The following is a 19,379-nucleotide window of genomic DNA, read 5'->3' as shown; positions in this document are numbered from 1 at the left end:
AAAAATATAAAGTTATATTTATGATAATTTAGATTTTGTGGGATTATTGTAAATGCCCCAAACTTAGTACACAACTCACGTAGAAAATTAAGCTGCTTGTTTTAGTGTTTTATATTCGAACGGTGTCATGTTATTTTTTTGTTGTAGTTGCTGTGCCCACGTTTTACGTGCCTTTGTGGGCACTAAAGCTTTTTTATGATTTCTTCCTGAAGCTGTGATTTTAAGCTCAGCTCGGCAAACATCTGCTTAATTTTGCGGTTTTCAGCCTCCAGCTCCTTAAATGTTAGTTGTGTGTATCTAGCTTTGCTGTCGATTCTTTGAAAGCCCCCGAGCGTATCTATAAATCAATTTGTTGTCTTGAATTATAGAAAGTGGCGTAGGGGTAAATTTGGATATAAAAAAACCGCAATTAAGCGGTGAATGTTAAATATCTCGTGAGCTAATCAGTTGCACAATATAACTCGAATTCTTGTTCTTGATATTTTTCAGCCAATTGACAAAATAAATTTAATATTCTTCTTTCTTTACTTTTTTTATGAGCATGTGGTCTTAATATTGCTAACAGCGCAAATCTCTTAGGATTAAAATCTGAAATAACATAAACAAGAAAAATATCCTTATTAGGCTCTTTAGTGGCGTTGCATCTATAATATTGAGGCTGGTTCTTTGGGAATCGGTTTGGAGGCAACTTTAAATGAATATGTTGAACATTTAGCTCATAGAGCCTGTTTGGTTGTCTATACGGAACATCACGTCCAAAAATATCAGGCACTTTTGTTCGATTACTTTCTATATATTCTTTAAAAACACTAATTAATTGATTTTCAAAATTAGGGAATTCTATAAATGTATCAGCAAATAAATATCTGGCTTCCTCTAAAATTATAACATCAACCATGATTACTAAGCCTTGTTTTTGATTTCGCTTAATAATTTATTAGTTGTATTGTTTGCTAACGATAAAATATGAGTTGTATTTATTCCACTATTATAATAAGTTGGAACCACATCAAGTGAATCCCTTATTTGCATTATTCTTGTAATTTTATTTTTCAAAGACAATATTAAGCGAAGTGAATCTTTAATATCCATCTTTGTAATTAAATTATTATTTATAAATGTAAAAGCTGAGGACTCCACAGAAACTAAATTTTTTAGCATTGCAGAAAAATCATAATTTTTTATAAAATCACAGGAAAAATCATCAGTTATTTCATATAAAATATTTTCTGAATCTTTCAATGTTTTAACCAAGTCAATATTAAAATAATTGATTACTTTATTTTTTAAATTTACCATTTTAATATCTTCGTGGTTAATTTCACTTTTTGTTTGATACTGAGAGGACAAAGCCATAGCTCCAGACGCAGCTGAATTCAAAGAGACTAAACTCGTAGATAACAATACCGCAACTGCTACTTTACTCTTCATTATTATATTACCACAATTAGAATTGATGAAAAAATCCTTAGGAATAACGGAAAAATTATATTCAACTTAAAGTAGCAATACAACAACTATTTATCTTTTGACAAATAAAACACAAAAATACATATAAGACTTCATTAATTTTATTTAGTGATAAATCTATAAAAAATTAAATTTTTTTGATAAATATTGTTGACTTTTATTGTAAGTTAACTTACAATAAAAACATCAAGCGAGGGACTTGATAAGGTAAACCCCCGACCTAAGACGAGGGCTTAAGGAGAATTAAAATGAAAAAGAAAATATTCATTTTAATTCTGCTACTTTTGATTAGCTCCCCAGCATTCTAAAGTAGTTCAAAGGAGAGGGAAACCTCTCCGATGACCTTAAATATAACAATTTAATTTTAAAAAATCAAGGCGGATAACATGGCATTAACAAGAGTTGAAATTAATCAAAAAAGCGACCAAAAACGAGGAGTTAAAGTAAAAGGCTTTAAACTACACGTTGATGATATCGCATTAATTGAACAAGCAAGTAAAGATCTAAACATCTCACAAGCTCAACTTATTGTTGATGCTGTGAAATTTTACCTTGATAACAAAAAAGCCTCTTAATTGAGGCTTTAAAATATATAAGGAATAACTTAATGAAAAGTAATTTTTTACAAACAATATGTGCAACTGTTATTGGTGGTTTAATATCAGCATTTGTTAGTGTTGTTGTTACATATTACATTCCCAAGTTGCAACAAGAAGAAGAAGGAAAAAAATGGCTACAAATTTTTGCTGTTGAAATAGAAGGCTATCATGGTTCTGATATAATCTGCGAACGCATTCAGACAGTAAAGAAAAAAATAAAAGAATTTAATAATACAAATCCTTTAGAAAACAGATTAATTACTCCTGACTCCGAATTAAACTTACCTTCAATTTATAAATCTAACCTAGATAAAATTGGATTATTAAAATCAGAAAACGCAGAAAATATTATGAATTTCCATACTTATTTTAATAATTCTTTAATAATTTTTAGTGAATCATCAATATATAACAAGGTTGGATTTAATAAAAAAACACTCAACGCTTTATTAGAACAGTTAACAAATGCTGAAAAATACAGAAAAAAAGTATTAGGCTCAGCCAATATAAAATATGAGTCAAAATGCGAAATAGACTAAGTTGCATATTGAACAATAAAATAAAAAGCCCAACTATTTTAGTGGGCTTAAATTTTATGCGTCCAAAACCGCATCATATACATATTATCTATCCGTATATCCGTACAGTCAAGTATTTATTGCATATTACAAGTCTTTCTTGTTGCTGTGATTTGTAGATCCATACCTAACGCATGAATAATTTTAAGCATAGTGTCAAATCTAGGTTTTTTAGCTGATAAAGTTTTATATAAACTTTCCCGCCCAATCCCTGCTTCTTCTGCTATTTTTGTCATACCTATTGAACGAGCTACATCATTAAGTGCTGCGATAAATTCTTCTGATGAAATATCCTCGTGTAAAAATTCTGAAAGATACATAGCTCTTTCTTCATCAGTATTAAGGAATTTTGCCGCGTCAAATTGCGTCACTTTAACCATCTTTAATCTCCCTCCAAAGTTTCACCGCTTTTTCTATATCTTTCTTTTGTGTTGATTTATCACCACCACATAGTAAGAGATAGGTAATATCGCCATCCTTTGCGTAATATACTCGATACCCTGCACTGATCCTCGCCAAAAAAGTGGACAAAAGTCGCCTCTATGATATAAACAAAAATCATAGGAGACAAATATCATGGTTAAAAAATTTAGTATCGAATTTAAACAACAATCAGTGGATTATGCGTTATCTAATGCACACCTTTCTATCAGCGAACTTGCCAACCACTAGGTGTGGGTAAATCAACCCTAGATAAATGGATTAGGCAACTTTCCCCGAATAAAACTAGCCATCGAGAGTTAACCACTGAGCAACAGCGGATAATGGCGTTAGAAAAAGAGATTAAAGAACTGAAAATGGCCAATGATATACTAAAAAAGGCGCATGTGCATATCATCAACAATCCAAGTCGGTGAAGTACGCTTATATGAAAAATCATTTAACTAGCTATCCCGTTACTAGGATATGCCGATTACTTGGTGTCAGTTCATCAGGTTATTATGCTTGGTTAAAAAGAGCAAACAAATCCGCCAAACTCAGCGAGTATATCCAAAAGCAGTATTGGCAACATAAAGCTCGTTTGGGTGCGCCAAGCCTGCTTCATGATGCAAGAGAAGCAGGCTATCAAGTTTCAGAAAGAACAATTAGCCGTATTTTGCAACAATTGGGATTACGAAGTAAAGCAGCACGTAAATTCAAGTATAAAACAGACACAGCTCATCACAATATTGCGCCCAACACGTTATATAGGCAATTTAACCCTGATAAGCCTAATAAAACATGGGTAACCAATATTACTTATATTAAAACGGGGGAAGGTTGGTTATATTTGTCGGTGATTATCGATTTATATGGACGAAAAGTGATTGCTAGGCAAACCAGTCGCTACATAGACCGCCATTTAGTGTGTAATACATTAAAACAAGCTTTATTTCGGCGTCACTTTCCTAAAAATGTACTCATTCATAGTGACCAAGGAAGCCAATATTGCAGTGCTGATTTCAAGCAATTATTGTTACAATATGGACTAAGGCAAAGCATGAGTCGAAGAGGAAACTGCTTTGATAATGCGGTTGTTGAAAGTTTTTTTCATACACTCAAAACACACATTATTCATGACTGTTACTACAAAACGAGAAAACTGGCTAATAAAGCACTATTTGAATATATTGAAATCTATTATAATCGGATACGCCGCCATTCAGCCAATGGCTGGGTATCACCTGAACAATATGAACAACAATATTACCAAAACGAAAAAATGATAGAGGCGGGCACTGTCTAATATTTTGGCGAGGATCAAAAGCTTGTTTCTATTAGGTTTTCTGAACATTTTTGAATTTTATTGAACGGTATAATTTCGACCTCAGCAGGAATCTGAATAAAATCATACCATTTTGATTTATAAAAATTTTAAAATAACACAAAACAACATACCGTTTAAAATACCGTTAAAATAATATTTGAAGATAGATTTTATATATGTCGATTATTCTAACACTTTCGCGATCCACTTCCCAACTTTCCAATTCAAATCCACACTCCAAAAAATATTAGTTTATGATGAATAAAACTAACTAATCTTACATAACATGATAACAATAAACTACACACTACCAATTTACATACGCATGACGCCCGAGGACTTCGAAAATGAAATTACGGGCGAATGCTACATTATCAACAGCGACAACGAGCACAATTATGTATTCTATCAAACGCAGAAAACACTATACGATATCGCCGATTTTGTAATGTTACATGACGCTGTTGAGTATTGTAAGTTGAAGATTGATAGTGTGTTTTGATTATTCAGGCTTAGCTGGAAATATAGCATTAATATCAGACGCATCAACACGCGTTAACAAGATTCGATATTTTTTCCATGATTTTAACTGCGCTTCTTCGTCTGCTTCTTGCATATCAAGATCGATAATATCTTGCAAAATAGCTATTTTTTCGTTAGCTTCGTTGATTAATGAGTTTTTTAAATTTTGATTGTTTTTGATGAGATGTTCATTTTTTGCATCTTCATCTAATACCCATTTTTTAGCTTTGATATCCCACTTACAAAATTCAAACGGCTCTAACAGAGTAAAACCGTCTTTAATTTTACCGAGATAATCGATTTTTTCCGCACTTTTTGTATCAATGTTATATACCGTTTTTTCTCGATGATCCTCAACTAAAACCCATTTTCCGTTTTGTTCACATGGACAATAGCCGTTTTTGAATTCAGGCGCTATGCGTAACGCATTATCTGGCGGTAATGTGTCATCGTTCGCTTCTAATTCATGTGTGAATGGTTTTAGTTCATTTGTGTTATCAAAATAATAATTAATCATATTACACTCCCAAGTAAATAACAGGTGTCATACCGATGTTGATTGGTCTATTTTCGTGAGCTGTGGGGACTACATTTGAAGCATGAAAATCGTAACCGAACGCTGGCCAGTCCTTTTTCTGTTCAAACGCACCGTTTTCGGGATAAATTGCATTTGAGCCAGAAAACGCGCCGCGAGAGTAATTAGAATGATTATCTACAACACCTGTATCGAAATGTCCCCAGATGTCTCGAATAGCATCATCTTCTGGACTGCCTACCTGCCTACTTATACCATTAACCGCACGCTCAAAATAACCTCGACCGTCGGGCGCAAACGCTGTTGGTACATTAATGTATTGTTTGCCGTCAATTGTTTTGATTGTTATCCAGTGATCGGATTTATAATTAGCCGACAAATTATTTAAAGCTTGCCCTTGCGGTGAATCTAGCAAGAAATTATCACCGTTGCGAAAATACCACCCGAACGGCAGCTCATCACGACGAAACGGCATTAAGCGCTGGTCGCCAATCATGTCTTTTACAACTATATGATTACCAACAATGTAAGTAGGTGAACCGTTCACGTCCTCTTTAACGGCCGGAACAGCGCCGACATCATCAGCCGTCGGTTTATTATTCGGCGAGTAAACTCGTTGGCCTTGTTCATTTAGAACTTTTACATCTAACGCCCCGTCTATTGACTGATTTTCTTCACCTGTTTTCTTGATAAAACTTGTAGTGTCAACTGATAGCGCAGCATTTTTAGCTTCATCTGCTGATTTTTTAGCTTTTTGTTCAGATATTTTAGCGTTGTTTTCAGACGCTTTAGCAGCATTAGCGCTATTACTAGATTGCTGAGCTGAGTTACGAGATGCTGTTGCTGATGCGCTAGCACTATTTGCATATGATTTAGCTGAATCTGAATACGATTCAGCTGATGTACTAGCATTAGTTGCTATTGTTGCTGATTCACTTGCTGATTGTGCAAAATCTTTGCTTTGTTCAACAAGTTTTATCAACTCTTTTTGTATTGCATATTGAGATTTTATTGTGACAACTTGTCCATCTGGTGCTGTTAATGTTACCTCTCCATCACCCGTTAATAAGGTTTGCCAAGCGTCTAGTTGGATTTGATAATAATTCAACATTTCTGATACGCGCAATGCTAAAGCTTCAATGGAAACTTTGGGGGAAGTCGGTATTTCGTACGAGACTCCCGTCTTACTTACTCCGTTATACTCTTTTGCTAGTGTTAATTGAGTGTCTGATTGAATGGATGCAATCTCATAAATTTCTATTGTGCTTGATGTTTGTAGTATCAACATTTGCCCAGAACAAATGCCTATTAATGGATTAGCCCACTTAGTGTTAATTCCAGTTATTATTTTGCTGTTATTGGTTACGTTTACCGTACCAGTTTTGTACCAAGACATAATTTTCCTCAAATTTTAAACATAAAAAAACCGCCACATGAGCGGTTTTATTGAACAAATTGAATTATAATTTAAACAATGCCTTTAATTGCTTTTCTTTTTCGGTGTTTGCGCATTTGATATCAATTAAAGTATGAGTTTTCTCAGTCGGGAAATTATCTAATTTCTGCCGTATAGAGCCAGCTAACTTGAGCTTTAAATCATAGTGATTGTCATTGATTTTTTTAATCTTACTGATTTCAAAGCTTTTTATTGCACCTCCCAACGTGTTTTCTTTGTAAATTGCCTCACAATTTAATTGTTTGGAATACGAATTGCTAGAAAATAACAACATAAATAACAATATTATTTTTTTCATCATTGCTCCATTTTTAAAATTTAAAATAATTTTCAGCGTCTAAAATCATTAACGGAAAGTTTGAAGTAAATTTTCCATTAAATGGGTGGGTCCATTCATAATTTTCGTGATTTATATAAGATGGCGCTAGACTAAATCCATTTGAAGCAAAGCCAACTTGCTTAGTGATGCCACTGTATTTATCGAAACTCGCATAACCGCCAATTGATGTCGGAATGAACATGGGGCGTCTAATATTAGGTATACTGACGAATTCACCATGGCTAACAGCTCCAAAGCTGTATAGCTGTGGATTAATTAAAAGCCCTGATGTTGAATCACATACTGTTTCCCCATATGAATTATAAATCCTCATCCCGTATTTTGACAGGGTATTTATTGTTTCTTGTTTTGCAAAAACAACTACTTTTATGGAAATATCATAATTTAATCTTACACCATCTTTATTATGAGCAAATAAAGCATGTTCATAAAAATCACGATTAAACCCGATTCCGATTGAAGTATTTTGTTTGTCACTATAAACAAAGACTGCACAATTGTTGAAATTCAGGTGCGGATTAATATTGCTTGGTCGCCAACCATCTTTAGCTGATATTGTAATGTCTCCCTTAAATACCACGGGTGCACATAATGATGCTTGATTGATGGAAAAAAAGTTATTTTGACCTGTAAATGAAATCCCTATTCCTGAAGCCGGATTATGCATCGGATAACCAATTATTATACATAGTTGGTTATACCCACTACCGCTATCACCACCATACCCCCACGCGTTTGGGCCATTTGCCAAAATAACTTGTCGATTATTGTCTAGATAACTGCGTGAATCAAATGCGCCACAAACCCAAATATTGGTACCGTCTTCATCCATCTCAAAGTCAACATTATAACCAGAGCCGTTTGTTAAATGCACATAATACTGATACCCATCAGGAACATAAATGCCTGTTTGGTGCTGTTCAACACTACATATCCCTAAAATACAACACATAGTGTGAGATGAATCTAATATAATATCAGGTCCATCAGTACTAAAAATCTTTAAGCCGTAACTTGACACTTTTACCTCACAATTTACCTAGTTTTACTCTTAGTACATTTCTTTCATCAAAGACAGCTAATCCACTACCGTTTAATTCAATTCTTCCGCCTCCAAGAAATGAGCTATTTATCTCAAAATTGCCATCCTTAAATAACCGCCATCCCGATTTCCCGGGAACATAATTTTCAGATTGAATTGTGTCCGAAATTGTTGCGAAATTTAATGACGCCCTGCCGATGATTGCGCCATTCATGATTACATTGCCATCTTTTATGATAAAAGCTGGGACAGGGTTGCCATTTGCTTGGTTCATAACCATGAATTTATCAGCAAGAAAGATGACATTTGACTGCATGCCATTATCGGTATTCTCAACGCCCATTGTCATGCCTGCGACATATTGCTGTCCTTTATCATCGATCTTAACTTTCATTGTTCTGTGAGCTGAAATTTTGCCATTGAGATTATTTACAGTTTCGCTAACGTCAGAGATTGATGTAGATACGTCCCCCACTTTCGTGTTGATGGATTGAATGGCTTGTGCTGTAGCTGAATTTTGTTCTGCAGTAGTTTTTTTAAACTCTGTTAAATTACTGCTAACATCACCGTATTTAGAGTTTAACTCGCGTAATGCAATTGCGGTTGCCTCTTTTTCAGTTAATAAAACAGAATTAGTTTCTTTTATTTCAGCCGATAAGCTACCATTTTCAACTCTGCGACGGCGTGTTTCGGTATCATTAGCTAACGCATTTTCAATGATCGCTTTTGCGTTTTCTATTGAACTAATCGCCGCATTATCAACTGAATCAATAAGAGAGTTCCAAGCATCGGTTTCTTTGATTTCATCAAAAATATGGTCAGTTAAATCGTTGGTATTTGTACTAGAAATCCCTCTAACCCATTCTGTCCAATCACTAACGTTTCCGATCTTATCAACCAATCGAGCACGGTAGAAAAACACTTGACCAATTGATAATCCTGTTTGTGAATAACTACAACTTGGATACGTAACATTACTTAACAATAGCGCCTTTTCTTCACTCTCATTTGTAGAGTATTGGATTTCAGTATGACTTGTGTCACCGCTACCGTCAGGAAACGACCACTTTAAATCAACGCCAAAAACAACGTCATCACTAGCTGTAAACCCAATTGGTTTGTCTGGTTTACCAACCTTACCTTTAATTGAAGTCGCTTGTGAGTATGCCCAAGGTGAAGATACGTCAATTGCATTAACAGCTCTTACACGAACTTCATAGACACCTGAATAAACCCCCTCAACAGTAAAATTTGTGCCGTTTGTACGACCAACATTAATCCAAGCTGAATTATCTTTTCGCCATTGAGCAACGTAGTTTGTTGCTCCTTCCACTGTATCCCATGTTGCATTTAAAGATGCAATTGACAAGCCTTGAGAGATGTAGCTACTTTCTGAAACAACAATATTTTTTGGAGTAGAAATTGAACTTGGTGGAGTAACGGTAATAGGTTTTGACTCAATCCGAATACCCTCATCAATATATTTGAATTTATCAGGATCGTGCTGAATAGCCGTTATTGTAAACCGACCTTTTTCAGTTGCCGATATTGATGTCACTCTAAAATATTGAATTGCAATATTATCACTATCTATACACCAAACTGCACCAGCTACAGGTTCAATTTTATAGTTAGCAGAAACCGTAATCGTTTTTTTATCGGTACTGATTGCTTTGATGGTTCTGCTTTGAGCTGTACCATCTGGCAAGTTAATTACTAGTCGATCGCCAGCGCTATAATCAACAACTCTATCTAGCGTTATTTTTCGCCCAGAAACGGCATGAATTCGCCCACCGTTTTCTTTACCTGAACGAGACGGATCGGCTACTCCAATAATTCGTGCAGGCATAGGAATATAACCATCCAAGCCAACAGTAAAGGTTATTACTTCATCTTTCGCATTGGAAAGTAATGCCCAACGCCCTCTTCTCTGCGCCTCTGCTTGTGATGTACAGCCGATAGCTGTTAATTTCATTACATTAACATCGTATCGACGCATTAAATCATAGTCCCATACAGCTTCTACATCATCACAATAATGGTTATTGGGGTCAGAATAAGCAACTAAGCACGAAGTATATCTATTTTTATATGAACCACCTGAATATGCAAAATCACCGATAACGTTAGATGGATGATAGATGAAATCAGGCTCGTCTTGTGGCATGTCAGCCGTTAAACAAATCTGGTCATTACCCCAAAAAATTATCCCACGAAATGACGCCACCAAGTCTTTAAGTACTGTGTAAGCGTCCTCTTGACTTTGTATATATTCATTACAAGCAAAACGTGGCTCTTTGCCACCCTTCCCATCAGATACCATCTGATCGCAGTATTGCCCTAGTTGATAGATAGACCATTTATCTATCATAGTAGAATCAATCCGTAACCCCATGCCTGCTATCTCATCACGCATTAGATAATAAGCAAGCCAAGCAGGATTATTCGTGTAAGCCATTTTAAAGCCACCTCGCCAAATTCCCGAGTATGTTCGACTAACAGGATCATAATTATCGGGAACTTGAACAAGTTTTCCTTTTAACTTGCAACTAATCTTTGGCACGGCTCCGTTAAATTGACTAGCGTCCAACTCAATATAAAGCAAAGCGGTGTTAGGGTAGCGTAATTTGCTATCAATCACTTCTGCGTAAGAAGATACAGCAAATGCGTTAATTAATTTACTATTAGAGTTAGAATCTGGTGTTAATCGTCTTACTCGAATAGCCCAACCATTTACCGCACTTGGCAGATTTATGCGATGATCTCTTTGATATTCAGATGTGGTTTTACCATTAAATTCAGCATTCACAACCGTTTCAAAAGCACTACCATCTGTTGATAGATCAATTGCATACTTTGTGACTGTACCAACCATATCGCCATTTTCTTTATATTCAACATGAGTAGGCAAACTCAACTTAATTCTAATTGCATCTAAATCTAAATTAGAAAATGAGCGAACCCAAGGTTTATTGGCTTTTACTATATAATTCGCTCGCAACTCATTACTGATTTCAGGAATACCCTTAATATAATCTTGAGTTTGTGAGCCATTACGAAACTCCCACGTAACACCATTAAAATTACGTGAACCATCGGCATTAGCCAACGGGGTGTTATCAATATAAATATTTTGTTCTGTAATATCGCCTTGAATCTCACCCTCACTCAATGCAATCAATGCTTTAAGCTTAGCTGTTGAAAGTAGATTATCTGGTTGTTCATACGGCTTATGCTGTTTTTTACTACCACCTTTTTGACCCTCTATCAAATGCATAATTCACCTATTGTTGATCTTCTGAATAAATACCAGCATTAATTACTGCACCACCAATTTCACGCTCACCTAGCAAAATAGCTACAGGATAACCCACCGCGTTGGTATTAACTGGCGCACCAAATCCATAATTGGGCTTGTTTTCTGCGCTAGATGAACCGCCAGCGTTAAATTTCGGCTGAGGTGTGAGCAATTGAACAACCCCGCCAAGCATCATGCTAATACCGATTCCTGTTAAAATCGATGTTGCAGTAACCGTTGTGGCAGCCATCGCTGCTCCCCACGCCGCCAGTGACGCACCTGCCGTAAAAAATGCAGCCACTAACGCAATAGCACCAATAATAATTTGTAGCATTCCGCCACTTTTAGAGCCTTGAGCTACAGGCATGATCATGTAATTTTTACCACTTGCATTAATATCAAACTCATCAATACCAATGTTTTTGCCGTCAACAAAAAAAGCAAATTTGACACCTTTCATATGCGCTGAACTCATGTATTTTTCAAAGCCTTTTATCGTTGCGCATAACGCTCTTAACACTTCTTTAATATCTTGCACATCGTATTGATGATTCTTGCCAAATTGCTTAGCCATTGCGCCTTTAAACGTTACATTACTCAGCATTAAATAACTCCTTGTGTCGTACTATTCGAACGGTTCTATCTCTAAAATATTTACCGTATGGTGTTCTTGATGATAATTGACCATAAAGATGATGAAGAATAAGATTGTCACCAAAATAAATAGCAGCATGGTTTGTAACTTGCGCACCAATTCGCATCATAATGATGTCGCCAATCTGCATGTCTTTGAGGTCCACCTCAACAAACCCCTCTGATTGCCAGTTGTCATCATAAATATTTTCATCTCCACTCTCCCACCATTCATGAGTAACAGAATAGTTTTTTAAACCGATGTTATACTCACGTTTATAGTAATCCATGATCAATGCCCAGCAATCAGCATACCCTAGCAGCCATTGACGCCCCGTATAATCCCGATTTATACGCGGTGATATTGTGCAAAAATCACCATCAGGGACAGACATAATTCCCCATTCAACACCCGAATAATCGCATTGAATACGGTCAAATTCCGACGGGACAAGTGATACCACATCAGGATGAGAGTGAATAATCATAATGATTTCACCCTGTTTCTCAGCTTCTAGTTGCTCATCAGGTGAGATTAAAAAATGCTCTTTGGGATTGTCTGATATGTTTTTACAAGGTATATATTTTTGAGTTTTACCCGTATCCACAATTAGACCACACGCCTCGTTAGGATATTCACTTTCAACATGTTTTTTTATTGCATCTAATAATTTTTGTCTCATATTATTTACCTTGTAAATTTGCCGCAGGGAAACCACCAAAAGGAAGCGGATTATTACCATGGCGAGCTTTACAATCCTTTAATAAGCCACCGCATTGATCTTTAGCAGGATCATCAGTCTCTATGCCATCTTTAGTGAAATACTTATTGCCTGCATAGTCACATCCCGTCCCAGTTCTATACCAACCACGCATACACCAAGTGCAAACTGTTGTTATTTGCCGTGTGGGTAATTTAAGATTTTGTATGTCAAAAGGTGAACACAGCTCAAATTCAACGGTCGCTTTTGTTTCTTCGCGCTTGTTATTGATAAAAAATAACTGGACTCGTTCTTGTGTTGGGTCTGCAGTAGGATTTCCATTAAGCCAATTATCCGCATCAAGGTACTTAGCCATTGTCGTGTGGATTTTGACTTTTGCTTGGACCAAGTCATCATAATCAATACAAAGCCGAGTTACCCTACCGTCTATATTGCCAACCGATAATCTTGGTGTTGGTTGTGAGCCAGTGCTACTTAATTCAATGTCTTTTAACTCATATGGATACGGTAAATATTCTTTACCTTGCCATTTTATTGATGGTAAATTCTCAGTGGCAAATGACGCCCAACCGTCAGGTGAAATATTATGAGCATGAAATCTCAGTACTTCATCAAGACCAAATTTTGTGCCATCCACCTCTATTAGTTGTATAAGCTGGTTACCCTCAAGTGCTTGTAAATCTTGTGTTATTGGCATAGCTTTCTCCAGACATAAAAAAACCGCCACATGAGCGGTTTATTCAAATTAAAAATAAATTTAATAAAATCAACACCTTTACTACCATTTTTTAATCAAGGTGAATAAGCTTGAATAAATTTGAATGATAATGAAACAACTCTGCCGCCAACAAATTCGGATTCGATAGATTTATTCACAACTCGATACAATTTTTCTTCGCCGTACGGGTTTTTCCACTTAAACGACTTTATGATGTGCGAGTTTAAAAAATCACGAACTTCTTTTATTTCATTGATGCATCCTGTATAAGTTAAGTCCCAAGATTCGCTAACATTATTAATACCCGACACCCAAATTTGCGAATAACCGTCACCAAATCCAGCTTCGTTAATGTTTGATGAATCTGTATGTTTCGGATTGCCCATTGTTTTCCATTTAAAAACATCTATTGTCATTTCCTCCTCCTAATACCTATCTTGCGCGCATCAGGTTATATAAATCACCGCCCGGTGAAACAAGTTTTTTTATCGTTTCATTTACGCGCCGATCAATTATTGCAGCAGCTTGACTTTCAATAGAATTTGCATCAATGCTTGAGTTAGCCGCCCCTGATTCACTATTAGATTCCATGTTTAATGTCACATTAGTATTAACATTTATAGCGCTTGATGATTTATTAGACTTACGAGTAAAAGCAATTGGCGATGCGTGACCAAGATTAACTGCTCCACCGCTTGCGTACCCTCGCTGTGCTTCATTCATCAACGCGTAAAGATTGCCAACACCAAGGCGTTTTGTCGCTTCTTTAGTGAATACGAATTCGCCCTTGTGAACAATGCCCGCTGGTTCATACTTATTGCCTCGCCCTGTAAAACCGCACGAGTTAATGCTGTATCTAACATCCCCACCAGTTGCATATCCACGGATTAACCCTCCGTTGTATGCTTGCTGTAGCCCTCCCGTTGCTGCACCAGCACCAGCGCTAGCCATTCCAAACCATTTCATTGATGACTGTATTGCTTGAGCAACTAGCAACTTATTGATAATTTCAATAATGTTGGTGAGAATTGACTTTGTCAGGCTCTTGAAGCTCATTTTCCCAGTCGTAACAAATTCAGTTAATGAGTGGCTAACAGAACTCATGGTTTGTTGTCCTAAATCACGAAATGCATCAAACATGTTCCGTGAAGCATCTGAAAACTCATTAATACCCACTTTTAGCCCTGCGAACCAATCAGTTTGATTAATGTCTTCCTGCTGCCAGCTTTGTTGTAACGCTTGTTTTGCCTTGTTATATTCCTCGGTGATTTTTGTTATTTCTGTAGGGTTACTAGTACCTTTAAGCGCTATATCACGCTGAGCGTCAAGCTCTGACATTTCATTGTAGCGATTCGCATTTTTTGACGTCATGCCGAACGTAGCTTGACTAGCTTGAGATTTTGCAGATAAGTTTGTTGTGTACTCTTGCATTTTACGAAGCGCTTTAGTCGCCGTTTCGTATTGTGTAATTTCCTCACTAATGGCTGCATTTTTAGCAAACTGAGCAAGTAAAGCATCTTTATGTGCAAGTACATACTTTTCATGCGCTGACATTCTTGATTTATTGCCAGTACTTTCTAGCGTTTGAATCTGAGCTTGTAAATCAAAGTACTTTTTGCGCTCTGAAGTAATCGTGTTAACTGTTAAACTCTGTTCACGCAGTGCTTGAAGCTGACTTTTTAAGCTGATTTCTTGCTGTTGTGATGTGCGTAATAAATTGGTTGCTGAGCTTGTTTTTTCGGCGTTGTTAGCTCTAATCTTTGCTGCTGCTTTGTCTATATCCTCTTTTGTGACCGAGCCTGGAGCAATTTCGTTGGCTCTCTTTGCTGCGGCTTCCATTTCTTCAATTTCAGCTTTTGCGCGCTCGCTACGCGTCATTATCATTTGTGAGTATTGGTAGAACGGGCTTTTTGTTGGGTCTGTTGCTTTATCTGCATTCCCGCTTATTGCTTTTAAAAGCTGTAACTTTAATGATGCGTCGCTTGCTTTATTTGCAATTTCAATTAATCCATTAATTAGTCCTTGAAATTTGTCATTGCCATTGTCAGAAGTTTTATATAAATTTCCAAGTTTATTAATTAAGTCATTAATCTTTTCTGATGCTTTAATTGAATCGGTCTCAGCTTTAATGTTAGATAAATCAACAAGCAAATCTTGAGCTTGCTCTTCTGTTATATCGAAATATTCTGCATAACTAGAAACTTTACTTCTAATGCCGGATGCCGATTCCAAAGCTTCATCATTAACATTTTTAAGCGCTGCACCTAAATCCTGTCCACCCTTAGTGAGACGTTGAATAGAATCAAGAACTGCATCTAAATCCGAAGTGCCGCTACGCCCGAGCCTCTTAAGCGTTTCTTTCCACCCTACTTCAGCATCTTTAAATCCGTCTTGAAGCTGAGCCTTAATTCCTGAAATAGTTTTTTTTACATCTCTTTCGCTTGATTTTAACAACCCCTCAACTAACGGCCTATTTTTCTTAAGTAACTGCATCATATCGTCAGACAAGAAAGTAAAACCTGTTTTTTTGTCTGTATTCAGCACCCTATTTAAACGATCTTGCGCTGCCGCTAATTTATCTGTAGCGCTTTCAGTTTCAAAAAGCTTCGGTATCATGCTACCAAGCAAGCCGACCATGGCAGAAATGCCGATGTTCACAGGATTTAACGAGGTTAACAGCGTGCTAAAAGTATTGCCTATGCCATTTTTCATGATCATAGACATACTAGAAGTTTGTAGACCTGTGAAATTTCCTCGCATCATCTGTGTCGTCATTGTAGCTAACTGGTGCTTAGTAGCTAAAGAAGCTGTGCCTAATTTTTGGGTTTCTTTCGTTGCTTGCGTTAGTTTTCGAATATAAACATCAGCAGATGAGCTAACTCCAAGTTGTGCAGCTTGATATCGCAATAATTGCTCTTTTGATAGATTCTGAGTAGCAACCTGCGCTTTTAATTTATTTAAAAAATCAGTTCGCGCTTTGCTTGCAATGTTTTCAGCCGTCGTTACTTCTTTTTGCTTGATTGCAATATCTGAGAGCAATTGGCTATAATTGTGGATATCTATTTGACCGTCTTTATAAGTTTTTGCAAGCATTTTTCTAACTCTTGCAAGCTCTTTTGAGGCAGTATTAACATCTTTTAAACTGTCAATTTGATTTCGAAAACCAACATATAATCTATCGCTAGATTCAGCAAATTTTTTCGCCGAGTTTGTATTTTCTGTAAGGCTTTTACGATATTCGGCAATACGTCGATGAACTTCGTCAACCTCTTTAGCTGTTCGAGATAATGAGCTTTTGATAATTTGTTGTGAGTTTTCGAACTCATCAGTAGCAGACGCCGCACCCTCCGCCTTTTTACTAAAATCATCTAGTTTTTTATTCGCTTCATCGACGCTTTGCACATCAATCTTAAGCTTTAGCGATGTGATTTCTTCTGCCATAATTTTCTCCAGACATAAAAAAACCGCAATTAAGCGGTCTTATTTATTAAGTTTTGTGTTTAATTCTTTTTAAATACAAAAACGAATTTAATGCAATCTAAATCATAATCTAATGTTATTTTTTCTGCCAATTCAAAATTCATATTAACAATGCTATCAAGATCGGCGTCAACATAGATATAAAAAGCATGTATTTCATTTGCAGATGATTCCGTTTCTGTTCGTACGGGTGTTGTTTGATGCAATCTGCATATATTGACAAGCAAATTAAATAATTTATCGAATTGTATTGGTGACAGCATATTTTTTCCAGATAACAAAAACCCGCCGAAGCGGGTTTGAATTGCTTTGGTGGTCAATAACAAATTAACTAAATTTAAATAAGCCCGAAAGGGCTTTATGGTTATTTGATTCTGGTACAGTGCATTAATGTTTTAATTTTCTCATTGTCCTCTTGTTTATCTTGCGTTCTAGTGGACTCAGAAGTAAGTTTAAACTCATTATCTGATATATATTCAAGTTTGGTGAATCCGACTATTTTCCTGTCACCCAAAGAATCTTCGTAACTTTCGTTCAATTTTTTGAAATCCTGCTTTATTTTTTCATCACTATCAGGCAGCTTTACAAAAAGACTATCATTTTCTTTTAAATACGTAACTAATGATTTTCCGTGGTCAATTGTTGTTGAATAGTTTTGAAATACCCCATTCTTCCATTTTGCTCTTTGTTCGGTTGCGCCACACTCCCAATCCCCAATAAGCATTTCCTCAGTTACTTTTTTTTCTTCACAGCCAAATAAAACTAAGCTAACCAAGCTAATTAGTAAAATTCCTTTCATGCGATACATATGATCCTATTTTATATTAACTATTTTACGTTAATATTATGTGATCATTGAGTTAAGAGCAATAAAAAACCACCTTCAGATGGTTTGACTGATGGGTGATTTTTCAAATGTTACCCTTTAAACTAACAATTATTTTGATTTGTGCATTAATTTCAGGGCTTCGCTTTCCATGATTTGGATATCGTTAAAAATAGTCTCGTTTTCAGCTATGTTGTTAACTTTCATAACCCATGGTAAGCAATTGTAATCAAGCCCTGTAACGCCACCCATGCTTGTACGCCATTGGGTGGACATTGCTTTAAATAGCTTAAAAACATCTAAATTGTCTTGCCATATTTCTACATACTCATCAGCGTAATCATCTTCGGTTAGACCGAATGCCGCCAGTTCATCTTTTGACGGCTCGGGGGTATATAGAGCAATGGCAAGTTCAATTAGTTTTTTTCGCGCTGACCTAACATTTCTTTATAGTATGTATCGGTTATCGCACGCCAAGCAGCAGGATAGTTATTTAATAAGATTTGCATGTTTTCTTGATTAAATTCTTCATCCAAGCTCCAGCCTTGAACTATTTTCATGACAAGATCGATAATTTGTTTATCTTTAACTTCATCTTCAAGTTTAGTGAGTTTATCTGCTGAGTAATGGTTAAAGGTTAGTTCGATTTGCCCGTCCTCTTGACCTGCACGAGGAATTAAGACATTACACTTAAACGTTGGTTCTGCGACTAATTTAAATTTTGCCATTTAGTTTATCCTTATTTATCTTTATAAAATGTGATCGCTGGTGATTCGACGGTTGTGTTGATTTTTACGGTTTCAATCTCGTTGATAGCCGTCTCAGGTGTTGGGTCAAATGACACTCGTACAGCGTCGTAGCGAGTTTCTTTTGCTTTCGGTACATACATTTTCATTGCTACCACATCATTAGTTTGGTCCAACTCTTGAAGCACTGGATAAGCCGGTAAAGAACTATCATGAGCAATGGTGTAACTTTTACTTTTCGCCGATTTAATGGTCGGCAATTGCTTTTCTTTGTCATCTTCAAGGAATTGAATTTGAACATATTGTTGCTCACCACCCTCGGTTGAAACTTCTTTGATTTGAGGTAAACGTTCCCAAGATGTAATTTTAGTAACCGTCCCAGCCCCCTCGTCAACAGGAAACATATTTACATTGCCGGTGTTAATATTGCCCAATGTTACATCCGCAGCATTAACCCGAGTAATTTTGGCCACAACGTAATTAAGCCTTGCCCAACCCGATGTGATTAGAACCTCATCACCGACCACAAGCCCGTGATTCGCTTTCAATGTAACAACCGCTTCTTTGGCGTTTGTAATAGTTTCAAATGCTAAAGCCTCGCCTTTTGATTTTTGCACGTAAACACGTGCGCCGTTAGGTAATGCAAAACCCATAGTAAAACTCCTAA

At 36.3% G+C, this 19,379-nt stretch carries 19 protein-coding genes and 1 pseudogene; 3 read left to right on the top strand and 17 right to left on the bottom strand.

Annotated features, from left to right (window positions below; translation table 11 throughout):
- Window positions 1-439: 439 nt before the first annotated feature.
- Together A9G32_RS06400 and A9G32_RS06395 are read right to left on the bottom strand one after the other, a co-directional pair.
- Window positions 440-898: a type II toxin-antitoxin system YafO family toxin gene (locus A9G32_RS06400; protein ID WP_065568055.1), complete on the bottom strand. Its 459-nt coding sequence runs from the start codon at window positions 896-898 to the stop codon at window positions 440-442.
- Between the two features lie 5 nt (window positions 899-903).
- Window positions 904-1,431, bottom strand: a complete 528-nt coding sequence (locus A9G32_RS06395) for a hypothetical protein (protein WP_065589995.1) — start codon at window positions 1,429-1,431, stop codon at window positions 904-906.
- Window positions 1,432-1,856: 425 nt separating this feature from the next.
- On the opposite strand from A9G32_RS06395, the gene A9G32_RS06390 reads away from it, so the two are divergent.
- Together A9G32_RS06390 and A9G32_RS06385 are read left to right on the top strand one after the other, a co-directional pair.
- Window positions 1,857-2,045, top strand: coding sequence for a hypothetical protein (locus A9G32_RS06390; RefSeq protein WP_065589996.1), 189 nt, complete (start codon window positions 1,857-1,859; stop codon window positions 2,043-2,045).
- A gap of 32 nt (window positions 2,046-2,077) precedes the next feature.
- Window positions 2,078-2,608, top strand: a complete 531-nt coding sequence (locus A9G32_RS06385; protein WP_065589997.1) for a hypothetical protein — start codon at window positions 2,078-2,080, stop codon at window positions 2,606-2,608.
- Between the two features lie 116 nt (window positions 2,609-2,724).
- Here A9G32_RS06385 and A9G32_RS06380 read toward each other — a convergent pair whose 3' ends face one another.
- Complete coding sequence (locus A9G32_RS06380; RefSeq protein ID WP_065589998.1) at window positions 2,725-3,027, bottom strand: addiction module antidote protein; 303 nt, start codon at window positions 3,025-3,027, stop codon at window positions 2,725-2,727.
- Between the two features lie 196 nt (window positions 3,028-3,223).
- On the opposite strand from A9G32_RS06380, the pseudogene A9G32_RS06370 reads away from it, so the two are divergent.
- A pseudogene (locus A9G32_RS06370) lies at window positions 3,224-4,373 on the top strand (IS3 family transposase).
- Between the two features lie 523 nt (window positions 4,374-4,896).
- Here A9G32_RS06370 and A9G32_RS06365 read toward each other — a convergent pair.
- The 14 genes from A9G32_RS06365 to A9G32_RS06295 all read right to left on the bottom strand — a co-directional run bounded on the left by A9G32_RS06365 (window position 4,897) and on the right by A9G32_RS06295 (window position 19,365).
- A complete protein-coding gene (locus A9G32_RS06365) occupies window positions 4,897-5,433 on the bottom strand; it encodes a tail fiber assembly protein (protein ID WP_065590000.1) in 537 nt (178 codons plus the stop codon).
- A gap of 1 nt (window position 5,434) precedes the next feature.
- Complete coding sequence (locus A9G32_RS13235; protein ID WP_218055862.1) at window positions 5,435-6,847, bottom strand: hypothetical protein; 1,413 nt, start codon at window positions 6,845-6,847, stop codon at window positions 5,435-5,437.
- Window positions 6,848-6,911: 64 nt separating this feature from the next.
- A complete protein-coding gene (locus A9G32_RS06355) occupies window positions 6,912-7,205 on the bottom strand; it encodes a hypothetical protein (RefSeq protein ID WP_065590001.1) in 294 nt (97 codons plus the stop codon).
- Window positions 7,206-7,218: 13 nt separating this feature from the next.
- Window positions 7,219-8,268, bottom strand: coding sequence for a hypothetical protein (locus tag A9G32_RS06350; RefSeq protein ID WP_065590002.1), 1,050 nt, complete (start codon window positions 8,266-8,268; stop codon window positions 7,219-7,221).
- Window positions 8,269-8,275: 7 nt separating this feature from the next.
- Window positions 8,276-11,566, bottom strand: a complete 3,291-nt coding sequence (locus A9G32_RS06345; protein WP_065590003.1) for a host specificity protein J — start codon at window positions 11,564-11,566, stop codon at window positions 8,276-8,278.
- A gap of 7 nt (window positions 11,567-11,573) precedes the next feature.
- Entirely contained in the window at window positions 11,574-12,191 is a 618-nt protein-coding gene (locus A9G32_RS06340) for a tail assembly protein (protein ID WP_065590004.1), read from the bottom strand.
- Entirely contained in the window at window positions 12,181-12,903 is a 723-nt protein-coding gene (locus A9G32_RS06335; RefSeq protein WP_065590005.1) for a C40 family peptidase, read from the bottom strand. Before A9G32_RS06335 ends, A9G32_RS06340 begins: the two co-directional genes overlap by 11 nt.
- 1 nt (window position 12,904) lies before the next feature.
- Window positions 12,905-13,639, bottom strand: coding sequence for a phage minor tail protein L (locus A9G32_RS06330; RefSeq protein WP_065590006.1), 735 nt, complete (start codon window positions 13,637-13,639; stop codon window positions 12,905-12,907).
- A 95-nt stretch (window positions 13,640-13,734) separates the two neighbouring features.
- A complete protein-coding gene (locus A9G32_RS06325; protein ID WP_065590007.1) occupies window positions 13,735-14,076 on the bottom strand; it encodes a phage tail protein in 342 nt (113 codons plus the stop codon).
- A gap of 16 nt (window positions 14,077-14,092) precedes the next feature.
- Entirely contained in the window at window positions 14,093-17,101 is a 3,009-nt protein-coding gene (locus A9G32_RS06320; RefSeq protein ID WP_065590008.1) for a phage tail tape measure protein, read from the bottom strand.
- Between the two features lie 403 nt (window positions 17,102-17,504).
- Window positions 17,505-17,939 (bottom strand): hypothetical protein, encoded by a 435-nt coding sequence (locus tag A9G32_RS06310; RefSeq protein WP_065590010.1) that lies wholly within the window; start codon window positions 17,937-17,939, stop codon window positions 17,505-17,507.
- 138 nt (window positions 17,940-18,077) lie between these two features.
- Window positions 18,078-18,335: a DUF1799 domain-containing protein gene (locus A9G32_RS06305; protein ID WP_080702287.1), complete on the bottom strand. Its 258-nt coding sequence runs from the start codon at window positions 18,333-18,335 to the stop codon at window positions 18,078-18,080.
- Between the two features lie 47 nt (window positions 18,336-18,382).
- Window positions 18,383-18,694, bottom strand: coding sequence for a phage tail assembly chaperone (locus tag A9G32_RS06300; RefSeq protein ID WP_065590011.1), 312 nt, complete (start codon window positions 18,692-18,694; stop codon window positions 18,383-18,385).
- Between the two features lie 11 nt (window positions 18,695-18,705).
- A complete protein-coding gene (locus A9G32_RS06295) occupies window positions 18,706-19,365 on the bottom strand; it encodes a phage tail protein (RefSeq protein WP_065590012.1) in 660 nt (219 codons plus the stop codon).
- Window positions 19,366-19,379: the final 14 nt, after the last annotated feature.

It is taken from the genome of Gilliamella sp. Gris3-2 (assembly GCF_001690345.1).
Lineage (GTDB): Bacteria > Pseudomonadota > Gammaproteobacteria > Enterobacterales > Orbaceae > Gilliamella > Gilliamella bombi.
This window is presented reverse-complemented; position numbering and strand designations above follow the sequence as displayed.